The 13,882-nt window shown below is 42.2% G+C and carries 18 protein-coding genes; 1 reads left to right on the top strand and 17 read right to left on the bottom strand.

Features of this window, described 5'->3' with window-relative positions:
• The 4 genes from J2Z20_RS03140 to mtrB form a co-directional block, all read right to left on the bottom strand.
• On the bottom strand, positions 1-726 hold the full coding sequence (locus J2Z20_RS03140) for a demethylmenaquinone methyltransferase (protein ID WP_209845279.1): 726 nt from the start codon (positions 724-726) through the stop codon (positions 1-3).
• A gap of 11 nt (positions 727-737) precedes the next feature.
• Entirely contained in the window at positions 738-1,601 is an 864-nt protein-coding gene (locus tag J2Z20_RS03135; RefSeq protein WP_209845278.1) for a heptaprenyl diphosphate synthase component 1, read from the bottom strand.
• A 93-nt stretch (positions 1,602-1,694) separates the two neighbouring features.
• Positions 1,695-2,243, bottom strand: a complete 549-nt coding sequence (locus J2Z20_RS03130) for a hypothetical protein (protein WP_209845275.1) — start codon at positions 2,241-2,243, stop codon at positions 1,695-1,697.
• A gap of 101 nt (positions 2,244-2,344) precedes the next feature.
• Positions 2,345-2,569: a trp RNA-binding attenuation protein MtrB gene (gene mtrB / locus J2Z20_RS03125; protein WP_209845273.1), complete on the bottom strand. Its 225-nt coding sequence runs from the start codon at positions 2,567-2,569 to the stop codon at positions 2,345-2,347.
• Positions 2,570-2,677: 108 nt separating this feature from the next.
• Here mtrB and J2Z20_RS03120 point away from each other — a divergent pair, with 108 nt between their 5' ends.
• Positions 2,678-2,836: a hypothetical protein gene (locus J2Z20_RS03120; protein WP_209845271.1), complete on the top strand. Its 159-nt coding sequence runs from the start codon at positions 2,678-2,680 to the stop codon at positions 2,834-2,836.
• Between the two features lie 74 nt (positions 2,837-2,910).
• Here J2Z20_RS03120 and J2Z20_RS03115 read toward each other — a convergent pair whose 3' ends face one another.
• From J2Z20_RS03115 to cmk, 13 genes are all read right to left on the bottom strand, one after another.
• The gene (locus tag J2Z20_RS03115; protein ID WP_209845268.1) at positions 2,911-3,183 is read right to left on the bottom strand and encodes an HU family DNA-binding protein; all 273 of its coding nucleotides are present in this window, start codon (positions 3,181-3,183) and stop codon (positions 2,911-2,913) included.
• 222 nt (positions 3,184-3,405) lie between these two features.
• Entirely contained in the window at positions 3,406-4,884 is a 1,479-nt protein-coding gene (spoIVA, locus tag J2Z20_RS03110; protein WP_209845267.1) for a stage IV sporulation protein A, read from the bottom strand.
• Positions 4,885-5,290: 406 nt separating this feature from the next.
• On the bottom strand, positions 5,291-6,049 hold the full coding sequence (locus tag J2Z20_RS03105) for a hypothetical protein (RefSeq protein WP_245251846.1): 759 nt from the start codon (positions 6,047-6,049) through the stop codon (positions 5,291-5,293).
• Between the two features lie 14 nt (positions 6,050-6,063).
• Positions 6,064-6,366 carry a 2Fe-2S iron-sulfur cluster-binding protein gene (locus J2Z20_RS03100; protein WP_209845265.1) on the bottom strand — a complete coding sequence of 101 codons (303 nt, stop codon included), beginning with the start codon at positions 6,364-6,366 and terminating at the stop codon, positions 6,064-6,066.
• A gap of 32 nt (positions 6,367-6,398) precedes the next feature.
• Entirely contained in the window at positions 6,399-6,578 is a 180-nt protein-coding gene (locus J2Z20_RS03095) for a DUF2768 family protein (RefSeq protein WP_209845263.1), read from the bottom strand.
• 151 nt (positions 6,579-6,729) lie between these two features.
• Positions 6,730-7,005 carry a stage VI sporulation protein F gene (locus J2Z20_RS03090; protein ID WP_209845261.1) on the bottom strand — a complete coding sequence of 92 codons (276 nt, stop codon included), beginning with the start codon at positions 7,003-7,005 and terminating at the stop codon, positions 6,730-6,732.
• Positions 7,006-7,069: 64 nt separating this feature from the next.
• The gene (locus J2Z20_RS03085) at positions 7,070-8,110 is read right to left on the bottom strand and encodes an NAD(P)H-dependent glycerol-3-phosphate dehydrogenase (RefSeq protein ID WP_209845259.1); all 1,041 of its coding nucleotides are present in this window, start codon (positions 8,108-8,110) and stop codon (positions 7,070-7,072) included.
• The gene (plsY, locus tag J2Z20_RS03080) at positions 8,103-8,714 is read right to left on the bottom strand and encodes a glycerol-3-phosphate 1-O-acyltransferase PlsY (RefSeq protein ID WP_209845257.1); all 612 of its coding nucleotides are present in this window, start codon (positions 8,712-8,714) and stop codon (positions 8,103-8,105) included. Before plsY ends, J2Z20_RS03085 begins: the two co-directional genes overlap by 8 nt.
• A gap of 11 nt (positions 8,715-8,725) precedes the next feature.
• On the bottom strand, positions 8,726-10,048 hold the full coding sequence (gene der / locus J2Z20_RS03075) for a ribosome biogenesis GTPase Der (protein ID WP_209845255.1): 1,323 nt from the start codon (positions 10,046-10,048) through the stop codon (positions 8,726-8,728).
• A 66-nt stretch (positions 10,049-10,114) separates the two neighbouring features.
• On the bottom strand, positions 10,115-10,750 hold the full coding sequence (locus J2Z20_RS03070; RefSeq protein WP_209845253.1) for a hypothetical protein: 636 nt from the start codon (positions 10,748-10,750) through the stop codon (positions 10,115-10,117).
• A gap of 174 nt (positions 10,751-10,924) precedes the next feature.
• On the bottom strand, positions 10,925-12,139 hold the full coding sequence (rpsA, locus tag J2Z20_RS03065) for a 30S ribosomal protein S1 (RefSeq protein ID WP_209845251.1): 1,215 nt from the start codon (positions 12,137-12,139) through the stop codon (positions 10,925-10,927).
• Between the two features lie 127 nt (positions 12,140-12,266).
• A complete protein-coding gene (locus tag J2Z20_RS03060; RefSeq protein WP_209845249.1) occupies positions 12,267-12,857 on the bottom strand; it encodes a lysophospholipid acyltransferase family protein in 591 nt (196 codons plus the stop codon).
• Positions 12,858-12,860: 3 nt separating this feature from the next.
• Positions 12,861-13,562 (bottom strand): (d)CMP kinase, encoded by a 702-nt coding sequence (cmk, locus tag J2Z20_RS03055; RefSeq protein WP_209845247.1) that lies wholly within the window; start codon positions 13,560-13,562, stop codon positions 12,861-12,863.
• Positions 13,563-13,882: the final 320 nt, after the last annotated feature.

Here is a 13,882-nt window from a genome sequence, read left to right as displayed (position 1 = left end):
TTAAATCTCCTTGGTCCCAATATGTAGTGCAGCGATACCACCTGTCAAAGGATAAGCTTGTACATCCGTAAGACCGGTTTCTCTAAAAATTTGTGCTAATTGTTCGCGCCCCGGGAACTGGATTAATGATTCCGGCAACCACTTATATTGCTCGTAACGTTTTGCAAGTAATTTCCCCAACATCGGTAATATTTTCTGAAAATAGAAATAATAAATTCCTTTAAAAGGCTGCCAAGTCGGTTTGGACAACTCAAGGCAAACGACTTTCCCGCCAGGCTTGACCACGCGCTTCATTTCGCGCAGAACCTGATGTAAATCAGGAACATTGCGAAGTCCAAAGCCAATCGTTGCATAATCGAAAGTGTTATCATCGAAAGGAAGCGACATTGCGTTTCCTTGAACGAGCGTAATTTGGTCTTCTAATTGTTGTTCACTAATTTTCTTTCTCCCTACATCAAGCATGCTCTCACTAAAGTCCAGTCCGACAATTTTGCCGCTTCCGCTTTCTTTAGCCATACTCACGGTCCAGTCACAAGTTCCGCAGCAAAGATCAATCGCCGTATCACCTGGGCGCATGCTCATACGCTGCATCGTAAACTTACGCCATGCTTTATGACGTCTGAAACTAAGAATGTCGTTCATCAAATCGTACTTCGGTGCAATGCTCTCAAATACGGAATGCACAAATTGTTCCTTTTCTTTTGGTTTAGAAATATTATTCTGCACCAATTTCCACCTTACCCTTCTTTTAACGCAGGACTATTCACTTTCAGCAGCGAAACAAACGGTTCAACGATCGCATCAAGCTCACGAAGAAGCTTATCACTGCTTAGATCTTGCAATATATGTTGTACACGTGAAACAGACTGACGCAGTTTCTCCATCAGTTGATCTGTAACCGAGTATTTAACGAGCATCTTTTTCCAATGATTCGCATCCAAATTGGATTGTTTAATCGCTTCCCGTTCATCAGCATTGCCAGCTTCAAGAATATGCCAGAATGCGTATCCTCGGCTCACCGCTGCTGCACTACTACTCGATTTCATTTCGTGAGCAACCACTTCAAGATTCGTTAATTCATGAAGCAGATTGTTCCAGAGCGCATGGTCTACCCTGTCCAATAACGGAGTAAAAGAAATAAACAGCTGCATTCTCAGCTGTACACATTCCCGCAAATATTCTTCGCCAGTCAGAAGCAAATGCTTCATTTTGTGATACAAATTCATTTTCATGCGATTTACTTCACAAATAGCGCTGCTAAGAAGCGAGACAATCTCTATATGCTCATTCTGTGATAAAATTTGGTAAAAACGACTGCTCAAATAATCCCCAGCAAGCACTTTCAACTGACGAGATCGCATCTCTCGCTCTCCTTGCTGAGTTGTATCTATATCAATCATATCATGAGTATCAAGCGCAATTTGCACTAATGAAGTTGCCAGGGCATATATTTCACCATTGCTCGAAGTTGATTCTTTATTTAAAAATGTATATAGCAAGCGAACCCGCGTATCCGGAAATTCCGGTAATTCTGTATGTTTTTGAATCATGTCATAATCGACATATTTTTTTGCCAATTGATGTATACGATATGGTTTCATCCTGCGCCTCCGAGCCATTACTTTCTAACAAACAAATTGTTTGTCACAATCTTATTTATTATATCATATGTTTTTTTTACACGCACGGTTTAATCACGAATCTCCTTGCCCAAATCGGCTTTGCCACAGCTTCGTTTCTGAGACGTGAAATGTCCTCGTGATGTTTTCAGATAGAGAACTGCTTTTTATACTGCGCAGCTCATCAAGTGCATCTGAAGAGAAATCCCCCCGCCGAACATCGGCCGCAAGGAGCAAATGCTTTGCTCCGGTCCAATTATCTTTGGCAACAAATCGAATCATTAAGCGATTCACATTTGCCGATTTATCGATGCTAAAATGAATGATTTCATACATGTTATTATATATTTCCTTTGGCACAACTTCTGGATTCGTCACTTCCAAATCAACAGCAAGAATAGAAGATTGCCAATCTACACTGCGAATGTGAAGCGTTAGCGGAAGCTCACTTAAATAATCGACAAGATTCGTTTCAGTGAGGTTAATTGGTTTTTGCGCAGAGAAAACAGCATATTCAGAGCGAGCAATCGTTGTACGAGTATGTAAGGCAGACACGAGCGTCATAATTCCCACCAGTCCAAAGGTTATGATGCAAGCAGCGGCAAACAGCCCCCATCGTCTCATGGGTAATCCCCCTTCTGAAACCTTTTCTTATAGTGTGAGCGCCAATCTACGGCTCCATACTTCATTGTACAACGAAAAAAAGCAGGCTATGCCTGCAATTTCTATTCGTCCGTATCAATAATGCCGTGCTTAGTCATCACTCTAGCTTTGCCCCGAATCTTAACCGCGGATGTATGATCTGTAAATTGCGCAATCAGTATTTCACCTTTGTCTAATTTCTCAGTGTGGTGAAAGCGTGTATCTTGACCACGGGTCAATCCAATGACCTGAACGCCTTGTTCTTTCGCTTTTACAACGATGTAATCATCATGGTTCGTGTTTTCCATTTCGATTTGATCCTCCCACCTTTTCTATCCCTAATGATGCAAAAAGAATAGGTCAATGTCAACTAACCCATACTATTCTTAGTATTATAACCAAGGGAGATGTTTGATATGGCTTACCAGCCAGCTCATTTACAGCAGTCTGAATTAACAGAGCTGCAGCAATATGAGCAGAAATTACGCGAAATGACAGGACAACCTATTATTTTAATTGCTTATACAGATGAACAGGCCAGGACGCATCATGAATTGCACGATGAAGATATATAATTCTAGTTTCATAAAAAAGGCCGTGAACTATAGCAGTCACGGTCTTCTTTACATATTCGAGTATGTAGAAATCGTTATTTAATTGCGTCTCTCAGTGCTTTACCCGGTTTAAAAGCCGGAATTTTGCTAGCTGGAATTTCGATTTCTTCACCCGTTTGCGGGTTGCGTCCTTTACGTGCAGAACGTTCACGGACTTCGAAATTGCCAAATCCGACAAGTTGTACTTTATCTCCGTTTTGAAGTGCAGTTGAAATCGCTTCGAATACTGCATCTACCGCTTTCGTTACATCCTTTTTGGACAATTCTGTAGCTTCTGCTACTTGTGCTACCAAATCAGATTTATTCATTGTTATTTCACCTCCCCAATCCATTTAAATATAGTTGATTGTTATTCTGTGTTTCCGATTTGCCTGAAAATATACGTTCTACTAAGGAAAATAACGACTTAGCAGCTGTAGGCGAACAAATTTATAGTAATACACCAGTACTTTATTTTCAACTAATATGTTGTGGTGGAAGCATGAAAAAAGAGAATGAAGATACCTTCACTCTCTTTTTTTGAGATTATATTAGAGAATAATCGCGATGAGTCCGCCAGAGCCCTCGTTAATAATGCGGCCGAGAGTCTCTTGAAGTTTGTAACGTGCATTATCCGGCATCATTGCGATTTTACCTTGAATCCCTTCGCGCACAATGGAATGGAGCGATCTTCCGAAAATGTCAGACTCCCAAATTTTAATCGGATCGTTCTCAAAATCTTGCATTAAATAACGAACCAATTCCTCACTTTGTTTCTCTGTTCCAATAATCGGCGCGAACTCAGATTCCACATCGACACGAATCATATGAATGGAAGGAGCTGTCGCCTTTAAGCGAACTCCGAATCTTGAGCCCTGTCTAATAAGCTCTGGTTCATCCAAAGCCATTTCAGCAAGAGAAGGAGCTGCAATGCCGTATCCCGTCGTCTTGACCATCTCGAGCGCTTCCGCGAACCGATCATATTCCCGCTTCGCATGGGAGAATTCTTGCATTAATTGCAGCAAATGGTCCTTGCCTCGTATTTCAACGCCGACGACTTCCACTAAGATGCGGTCATATAGTTCATCTGGTGCGTAGAGGTCAATTTCAGCAACACCTTGACCCATATTCATACCGGACAGAGCAGCGCGGTCAATGAAATCATAATCCATAAATTGATATACGACACGGTCCACATCACGCAAACGACGAATATCTTTCACTGTATCGCGAACTGAGTTCTCAAAGTTGCTGCGCAGCCAGTGGTTTTCTTTCAGCACCATTACCCAGCTCGGCAAATTGACGTTCACCTCATGCACTGGGAATTCATAGAGCACTTCACGAAGAACACCAGTTACATCTTCTTCTGTCATCGTCGCGGCACTTAGAGCCATCACCGGAATATCATATTTAGCGGCAAGCTCACTGCGAAGCTGTTGTGTCTCTTCGCTGCGAGGGCGTGTGGAGTTGATGACGAGAATAAACGGCTTACCTACTTCCTTAAGCTCTGCAATGACTCTTTCTTCAGCATCGACATATGAAGATCGGTCGATCTCAGCGATTGTGCCATCTGTCGTTACGACAACGCCTAAAGTCGAGTGTTCTTGGATCACTTTACGAGTACCAATTTCAGCGGCTTCCTGAAAAGGAATCGGCTCTTCAAACCATGGTGTTGAAATCATTCGCGGACCGTTCTCATCCTCATATCCTTTGGCACCATTCACTGCATATCCAACGCAATCCACAAGGCGTACATTGACTTCCAAACCTTCTGCAACTCTAATTCGCACCGCATTGTTAGGTACAAATTTCGGTTCTGTAGTCATGATTGTTTTCCCCGCAGCACTTTGCGGAAGCTCATCTACTGCTCGGACACGATCTGCCTCGTTGCTAATGTTCGGAAGCACAATCGTCTCCATGAACCGTTTGATAAATGTTGACTTACCAGTGCGGACAGCGCCTACGACTCCGAGATAAATGTCCCCCCCGGTACGTTCAGCTATGTCCTTGAAAATGTCTACTTTTTCCAAATGAAATCCCCTCCTCAAATTACTCCGAAGGAAAAATGCTTTGTAAGCATCCGCCTCGTATTCCGTCAGAATTCATAACCATAGCAACGAAAAGCAGCTTCCAGACTTGAAGGTATCCGCCGCCGATAATGATTTCTGATAGAACGGCAAAGCGGCATAATCTCGTACATGCTTTTGGACTAGTAAAATCATATGTACTAGATGTGGAAATATGACGGTTCTCTATAAGGTTTCCTGTCCATCAATTTTAATGCGGGTGTTTCACGGGCGCTTAGCCGCACTGTTCATCCGCACCCCTTCTCATATGATATATGTGCTCTTGATAGAACGTATGACTACTTTAAAACATTCAGACCTGAAAAAAACGAAAAACCCGCCAAATGGCGGGCCTTGCAGACATTCTATTTTATTCATTAACGGGTACCGGTTCTTTGTTCATCCAATGATAAGGCAATGATTTTACAGGAACAAAATATGAGGCATTCACTAAATAGATTCGTAAATCTTCGTTTTCTTTAGGCTGAATAGATTCTCTATCAATCGCTTGCATAATATCAAATGAATAATCAGCGTAGACTGTTCCGTTCTCATTCATAATAAACGGTATGTCTTGACCTGAATATACACTTCTCAGCTGCAAATTAGGCTGACCTAGTCGGTCTAGATCAACGTAATAGATCGACGTTCCAGGATGTAACTCACTGCCTTTAGGGAGATTTCCATTGTGGGAAGCCTTGTACCCATTGACATAACGCTGTACATCGTTTACTTTTTGCACAGTTACAAGATCCATCACTTTCACTATCGGGTCAGTTTCTTCATTTAAAATTAAGTAATAAACACTTCCGCCTTTTTCAAAAGCCGTCGATGGAATTTCATCAATATAGCCTTTCTTCTGCAGCTGATCTAGATCGACGCGGAATTTCTCATACCTCGGGGTGCTCTCACCAGCATTTAAGATCGGTAATATTCCTTGTTCCTTTTGAAAATGGTCTATTGCATTTTGAATGCGTTCGACGCTATCACGGTATGACACTTTCAACTGCTGTCCATCAGAGTTTGGGTACATACACCCTGACATAACGAACATAGACAATATCATGATCACTGATAGTAGTATGTATCGTGAATGCCAATCACAAGGTCGTTTGCGATTATTTTTCAAGTATCCATCATCCTTTAGAAATATGTTTTATTTCTCGCTGTAATGGAGCCTGCCTCTTTAACGACTGCTTGGCAGCCAAGTCTGTATCCCTCTTCAATCTCCTCAGGGTCAAGTCTTGCAATCTCTGCCTTGGTCGGTTCAGCTAAAAATTGGGCTCCTTCTTCAATATAGCAACGACATCTCGCACAGGTGCCGCGCGTACACATATGCTGCCAATCTACTTTATGCTTGATTGCATGTTCTAAAATGGTAGTTCCTGGTTCGGGTTCAACCGATTTGCGAACAGTCCTGCCAATAAGCTCTAATATACTAGACATAAATCCTCCTCATGATCCCGAATCTTAGGCGCTTACACAAGTACGACCACACCGCTTAGAAACCCAATTAACATAATAACGAAAGCGATAATCGAAAGTATTCCTCGTACAATTCCTTTCGTTTTCGTACGAGCAAACGTAATTAAAAATACGGATAACCCCATGATCAAAATGGCAATAATGGAGACCCACATTTTAGTCATAGCATCCATTGCACGCAAACTCTCCCATTCTATTGTGATGGAAATATTATATCATTCCAAAAAAAAGAACAAAAGACAATGAAGTTAGTAAGCTCCATATCTTTTGTTCCTGAACAAAAGATAATGAAGTTTATGAGCTTCATGTCTTTTGTTCTCGCTATTATTTCTTAAGCATCATTTTCATCAGAGATTCCATGCTGCTCGGGTCCATTCCGCTTTTCTTCACAGCGTTTATAATATCCTTGATCGTCTCTTCAGAGACAGGAACCTTCGCCATCTCAGAAACTTGCTTAATCAATTGACGCAATTGAGTTTCACTTTGCATCGTTGAAGGTTTGACATTACTTGCTATTTTTTTAATTTGATTTTGGGAAATATTTTTGCCCGTTTTCTTATTGATGGCATTCAGTGCATCTTTAGAAAAGTTATCACTCACAGTCCACCCTCCTCCGAAAGTACTCCTATAATGTATGAGCTTATTCGGAAAAAGGTGAGGGGGCTTAACTATGCCACTGTTCCCAAGTTTCGAGTGTCATCATTTCCATTTCTGTCTTCGGATCGCGTCCCATGAGCGCCTCTACGGCACGTTTAGGTTCACATCCGTTAAACAGCACTTGATAAAGCTGATAGGTGATCGGCATTTGAACACCATATTTCTCTGAAATGCGATATGCAGCTTTTGTTGTTCTTATCCCTTCAACAACCATACCCATCGATTTCAGTACTTGACTGAGCTCTTGTCCTTGTCCAATGAGCGATCCCGCACGCCAGTTCCGGCTATGCTGACTTGTAGCCGTCACTACAAGGTCTCCTATACCAGCAAGTCCCGCAAAAGTTAATGGGTTAGCTCCTAATTCAACGCCAATACGCGAGATTTCCGCTATTCCTCTCGTGATCAGGGCAGCCTTCGCATTATCTCCGAATCCAAGTCCATCCGACATCCCTGCACCTAAAGCGATAATGTTTTTAAGTGCTCCTGCCAGCTCTACCCCGATCAAATCGCGGTTCGTATATACTCTAAAGTATGAATTCATGAACAAATTTTGTGCTTTTATAGCATACTCTTCGTCTTGCGAAGCAACAACAACCGTCGTCGGACAACGTTTTACGACTTCCTCCGCATGGCTCGGACCAGATAAAACGACAATTTGTCCTTCAGAACATTGCAGTTCTTCTGAGATTACTGTCGACATTCGCTTTAACGTCTCCAGCTCAAAGCCTTTTGTCGCATGGACAACGAGCATATCCTTATGCCAGTACGATTTCAATTGATGTGCCACTTCACGCATCGCTGCTGACGGAGCAACAATGACAACAGCCTCTGCTTCGTTCACAGCCTCCTGCATGTTGGTTGTAGCAACAATGTTCTGGGATAATTTAATTCCCGGTAAATAATGCTCATTACGATGCATGCTGTTAATTTCATGCACCAATTGTTCATTGCGTGACCACATTGTAACGTCCAAGTCATTGTCGGCAAGCACACTAGCCAGAGCCGTTCCCCAGCTGCCTGCAACAAGAACTGCAACTTTGTTAGGCAACGTGTTTTCCTCCCTTAGAACCTAGTTTGTTTTCTTGCCCTTTGATGATTTTCACAATATTGCTTCGATGTCTCCAATAGGCAAAAACACAAATAATAAGACTCGTCCAGAACAGAGGCCAAGGGCGATCCATAATCACTAAGGAAATCGGTGTCAATGTGACAAAAACGAGTGATCCGAGCGAAACATATCTTGTTACAACAATGGTAAGAATCGCAATGATTCCAGCATACAGAGCCGGGAGGAAGCAAAGGGTAGCAAGCACGCCAATAGCCGTAGCCACACCCTTACCTCCGCGGAAATGAAAATAAATAGGCCAGTTATGTCCCGCAATGGCGCTTACACCGCATATAGCAGGCACCCAAACTGAATCTCCTCCAAGCCACTTACCAATCCATACTGCAGCGATACCTTTGAGTACGTCTAGAGCGAGCACGAGTATTGCAGGTCCAATCCCAAGTACACGAAGTGTATTCGTCGCTCCTGCATTACCGCTGCCGTGCTTTCTAATATCTATGCCTTTGAACAACTTAGCATAAATAACACTGAAGCTAACGGAACCAAGTAGATAAGACACTACGACTGCAATAAAGGGTAAAATCACATTCCTCTCTCCTAACCTTCATCAGACTTACGCCGCGTAAATATACGAATCGGTGTACCTTCAAAATCGAACGCAGCACGAATCTTATTCTCCAAATAGCGTTCATAAGAAAAATGCATTAATTCTGGATCATTTACAAAGATAACCATAGTCGGCGGTTTAACCGCTACCTGTGTCACGTAATTAATACGAAGTCTCCGTCCTTTATCCGTTGGAGGTGGATTAATGGCCACAGCATCTGATATGACGTCATTCAGTAAATGGGTTTGAACACGCATCACGTGCTGCTGAGCCACATGTTCAACGACAGGCAGCAGTTTATGGAGCCGCTGCTTCGTTTTTGCAGATAGAAAAACAATTGGCGCATAGGTCATGAACAAGAAATGATCACGTATTTTCTTTTCAAATTGGTGCATCGTTTTGTCATCCTTGTCGACAGCATCCCATTTGTTGACGACAAATATCGACGCTTTCCCTGCCTCATAAGCATATCCAGCAATATGTTTATCTTGTTCAATAATACCTTCTTCACCATTAATAACGACGAGTACGACATCAGCGCGTTCAATCGCTTTGAGCGCCCGCATAACGCTGTATTTCTCCGTTGTTTCGTATACTTTACCGCGCTTACGCATACCTGCCGTATCAATGAGCACGAATCGTTGACCGTCTTTCTCAAACGGCGTATCGATCGCATCTCTAGTTGTTCCTGCGATATCACTTACAATAACTCGTTCTTCCCCGAGAATCGCATTCACAAGTGATGATTTGCCTACATTTGGCCTTCCAATAAGCGCAACTCGAATCACATCTTCATCATATTCGTCATCAGCAAGCTCAGGTAAGTTGTCAACGATTGCATCCAGCAAATCGCCCATTCCAGTACCGTGACTGCCTGAAATACCGATCGGATCACCGAAACCTAAACTATAAAACTCATAAATATCATCTGCACGTTGAATGTTATCGACTTTATTTACAGCGACAATGACTGGCTTTCCTGAACGGAACAGCATCTGAGCAACTTCCTCGTCTGATTGTGTTACCCCAGACTTAGCGTCACACATAAACACAATGACATCAGCCTCTTCGATTGCAAGCTCTGCCTGCATGCGAATAGACTTCATAATCATATCATCGCCATCAATTTCAATACCTCCAGTATCAATAATACTGAAAGGTTTACCGTTCCATTCCGCAGTGCCGTAAATTCGGTCGCGTGTTACACCCGGCTTGTCTTCAACAATAGCTAGACGGTCACCGATAATCCGATTAAAAATCGTTGATTTACCTACATTAGGCCGCCCCACAATTGCTACAACGGGTCTTGCCATATTGCACTCCTCCTCCACATCTTCCGTTAATCATCATAGCAAAAAAGATCAAGAATGGCTAACTTTTCATTCCTCTTTTCTTCTCTCGCTTCTTCTTAACCAACTCACAGGTTGAACAAATTTCTTTATATATAAGGAGAACTGCGCACTTACTAAAGTTAACAATCGAGTGAGTACGATCATAATCCACCATTGGTGCATCCACTGATCTCCTCCAAATGTATGAACATTGACTCCTTCCCGGGCTAGAGACAGAAATATTTCATAACCTAACAAACTGAACGTGATCGTAAAGTATTGCTGCTTCAAATCGGATATGAGGAAAAATGTAAGACTTGCCATAACAAGTATTAGATCTCTTTCAACGGAGACCATTGTTATTTCAGGATGATTGACGATCCATACATGGATCAACATATACAGAGATAAGAAAAACATCGCTGATAACAAATATAGTAAACGTCCGTATCTCGTACTCGAGTATAAAATAAAAGGCAACGGCAGGAGCAGTACCAACATTCCTCCATTTAAGGAATGGCCGCCAGGCAATGGCAACTCGAAAGGCCGCATCATGAACCATCCTGCAAATAGAAGGATCAGAACCGGAAAAGATACTTCCGGAAGTAAGATCGATTTCCAGCCTGTCAAGAGCAACACCACAGTCACGCAAAAAAGAATTAAAGAAATCAAACCTGTGTCCATCACACCGCATCACCTCAGTTATTCAATAACTAACTCTATTATTCACTGAAGTCATGTGATTTTATCCTTATCCCTTTGCGGACGCGGTTTAAGAGCTTCATCCAGATCATAAAAAATCGGTGAACCCCGAAGAGTTCACCGATCTCATCTTGATATGCTAGGCTTCAAGCACGATTATTTCAACTTGCTAAGCTTATCGCCAAAACGTTCTCCAAGTGTAATACTCAATCCTTCATTGCTAAGCGAAACGTTCGGATTGTTCAGCTCTACCTTAGGAGCTTTAGCTGGTCTTTCAGCTCTTGGCTCTGGAGCAGCAGGAGCCTCTTCAGTTTCTTTAATGCTTAGGCTTACTCTTTTCTCAGCAGGATTAAAGTCTAGAATTTTCACTTGGACAGTTTGTCCTTCTTTCAACACTTCATGCGGTGTACCGATATGTTTGTGTGAGATTTGCGAAATGTGTACAAGTCCTTCTACCCCAGGAGCGATTTCTACGAAAGCACCAAAGGAAACAAGTCTTTTCACTTCACCGGAAACGATGTCGCCAATATTAAATTGTTTTGCCGCTTGATCCCAAGGACCTGGTTGAGCTGCTTTAATACTCAAGCTGATTTTGCCTTTTTCAGCGTCAACTTTAAGCACTTTCACTCTCACTTTTTGCCCTTCAGTCAATACGTCGCTTGGTTTATCAACATGAGTCCATGCAATTTCAGATACGTGAACCAAACCATCCACGCCGCCAATATCAACGAAAGCACCGAATTGAGTCAGACGTTGCACAGTACCGTCAATCTCTTGTCCTTCTTTAATACCTGCGATGATTTGTTGTTTGTTCGCTTCGAATTCAGCATCAAGTACATCTTTTTGAGAGAGAATGACTCTGTTATTTTCACGGTCAAGTTCTTTCACTTTAACACGAAGAGTACGGCCTTTATAATCGCTGAAATCTTCAACGAAATGACGTTCTACCATAGAAGCAGGGATAAATGCGCGTACGCCTACATCAGCAACTAGGCCGCCTTTCACCACTTCAGCAACTGTTACTTCAAATTGTTCTCCACTCTCAAAACGTTTTTGCAGCAGTTCCCATGCATTTTCGCTGTCTACCGCACGTTTGGAAAGAATCAATTTTTCTTTCTCATCATCAATGCTGACTACTTTGCATTCTACCTCTTGTCCAACAGCCACAGCACTTGCAGCGTTATCAAGATGTACGGATGAAAGTTCGCGAACAGGAATTACGCCGTCATATTTATATCCAATGCTCACATAAGCTTGATTGTCCTCAATTTTGACGATCGTTCCTTTAACAGTGTCCCCTTTTTTCAAGGATACGATTGAGTCCATTTCCTCTTGACTTACTGCTTCTTGATTTTTTGTTTCTTCAGACATGATTATTACCTCCTCAATTCAAAACCCCATTTATTTAAACTCGCACTATGTAAGAGCGATGTTTAAAACATAATAACTGTAGTATCTTTCCAAAAAAAGCATTTCTCAATACATGTAGATGGTTCAACTAATTTAAAGTTGGTGTTCCTGTCTGCTTCATCTCATTAATTCGAGACATAATTTTCTCAGTGGCAAGTTCAAGCGATTCAGAGGAAGGATCATTTTTGAATTCAGAAAGATCAATGGGTGCTCCATAAATCACTTTCAATTTACGAAATGGTTTATAAGGTCCAATAATTGCAACAGGAATGACAGCTGCATTACTGCGGAGTGCAAAGCTGGCAGCACCTTTCTTACCTATTCCTCCACCCGATTTACGAGTTCCTTCTGGAAAAATGCCCATAACCTTGCCTTCTTTAAGTATCGTAAGTGCGGTCTTTATGGATTCCTTGCTCACACCTCCGCGTTTTACCGGAAATGCTCCGAGATTTCTAATGAGCCAGCCGAGAACGGGTACATTAAATAGCTCTGCCTTGGCCATAAAATGAACTTTACGTTCAATTTTAACACCTACTGTTGGTGGATCAAGCAAATTGATGTGGTTAGAGCACAACAATACGCCGCCTTCATCAGGTATGTTTTCTCTGCCAACTGCCTCTAGACGGAACACAAGTGCGTAAAAAATACGCAATATACCTCTACAAAAGTTGTACAACATACGTTACTTCTCTCCATCCATATGAATTGTGCAATAGGATACAATGCGATCTACCACTTCATCAATCGTTAAACGAGTTGTGTCGAGTACAATGGCATCGTCTGCTCGACGAAGCGGAGATATTTCACGCTGCTCATCTTGCCTGTCACGTTCGGCAATATCATGTTCGAGCTGCTCTAAAGTAATTCCTTCTGCATCCTTCATTTCTTTGAAACGACGGAGAGCACGTTCTTTAACCGTAGCAGTCATAAAAATTTTAACTTCAGCTTGGGGCAGCACGGTCGTTCCGATATCGCGTCCATCCATCACAACGCCTTTACGTAAAGCCATTTGCCGCTGCATTTGAACCAGCATTTTGCGCAGCCCCTCGATTTTCGCATATCGGGATACTAATCCGTTAACCTCAATCGAACGTATCTCATGTGTAACATCCTGCCCATTTAAAAATACTCTCTGGCCTGTTTCTTCTGGTACTAATTCAATGTTCAACTCTTTTGCTTTCTCAAGCACAAGATCAACTTGTTCAGGTTTAATCCCTTGCTTAATCATGTACCAGGTGACAGCACGATACATCGCACCTGTATCTACGTAAACGTAAGATAATGCTTTTGCGACCATCCTTGCCACCGTACTTTTTCCTGCCCCAGCAGGTCCATCAATTGCGATGTTGATTTTCCCGTTATGCTCTGCCTTATGACTACCCAACGGGGCATTCCTCCTCAAACTCTAGCCTTAAGAAAAAAGCAGGCACTTGCCTGCGACGTGAAAATTATACCACACTGAGCCAGTGGATGCAAAAACATCAACCGTTTCCATCCATCCAATCATTTACATTTGATCTTGAAAATGGCTCGCCTTCTAAACGGTCAACAGGTGACACGTATGGTCTGAAAACGTTAATCCTCAATATCATTTGGAACAAACAAAGAGCAATGCATAGTAAAATGAGCGCCTTGCTAAACACTTTTGACACTTGATTGAAAAATATAATAAACAGCTTTGTATAATAGTCTGAATCAGATTTA

Source organism: Paenibacillus sediminis, assembly GCF_017873765.1.
Classification (GTDB): Bacteria; Bacillota; Bacilli; order Paenibacillales; family Paenibacillaceae; genus Paenibacillus_AG; species Paenibacillus_AG sediminis.
Note: the sequence above shows the minus strand (reverse complement) of the source record. Positions and strands in the feature narration are given on the sequence as shown.

Excerpts from the sequence above, each read along its gene's own strand:
- J2Z20_RS03135 (WP_209845278.1), bottom strand. The coding sequence starts at position 1,601 with ATGAAACCATATCGTATACATCAATTGGCAAAAAAATATGTCGATTAT.
- J2Z20_RS03130 (WP_209845275.1), bottom strand. The coding sequence starts at position 2,243 with ATGAGACGATGGGGGCTGTTTGCCGCTGCTTGCATCATAACCTTTGGA.
- mtrB (WP_209845273.1), bottom strand. The coding sequence starts at position 2,569 with ATGGAAAACACGAACCATGATGATTACATCGTTGTAAAAGCGAAAGAA.
- J2Z20_RS03120 (WP_209845271.1), top strand. The coding sequence starts at position 2,678 with ATGGCTTACCAGCCAGCTCATTTACAGCAGTCTGAATTAACAGAGCTG.
- J2Z20_RS03115 (WP_209845268.1), bottom strand. The coding sequence starts at position 3,183 with ATGAATAAATCTGATTTGGTAGCACAAGTAGCAGAAGCTACAGAATTG.
- J2Z20_RS03100 (WP_209845265.1), bottom strand. The coding sequence starts at position 6,366 with ATGTCTAGTATATTAGAGCTTATTGGCAGGACTGTTCGCAAATCGGTT.
- J2Z20_RS03095 (WP_209845263.1), bottom strand. The coding sequence starts at position 6,578 with ATGGATGCTATGACTAAAATGTGGGTCTCCATTATTGCCATTTTGATC.
- der (WP_209845255.1), bottom strand. The coding sequence starts at position 10,048 with ATGGCAAGACCCGTTGTAGCAATTGTGGGGCGGCCTAATGTAGGTAAA.
- J2Z20_RS03070 (WP_209845253.1), bottom strand. The coding sequence starts at position 10,750 with ATGGACACAGGTTTGATTTCTTTAATTCTTTTTTGCGTGACTGTGGTG.
- rpsA (WP_209845251.1), bottom strand. The coding sequence starts at position 12,139 with ATGTCTGAAGAAACAAAAAATCAAGAAGCAGTAAGTCAAGAGGAAATG.
- J2Z20_RS03060 (WP_209845249.1), bottom strand. The coding sequence starts at position 12,857 with ATGTTGTACAACTTTTGTAGAGGTATATTGCGTATTTTTTACGCACTT.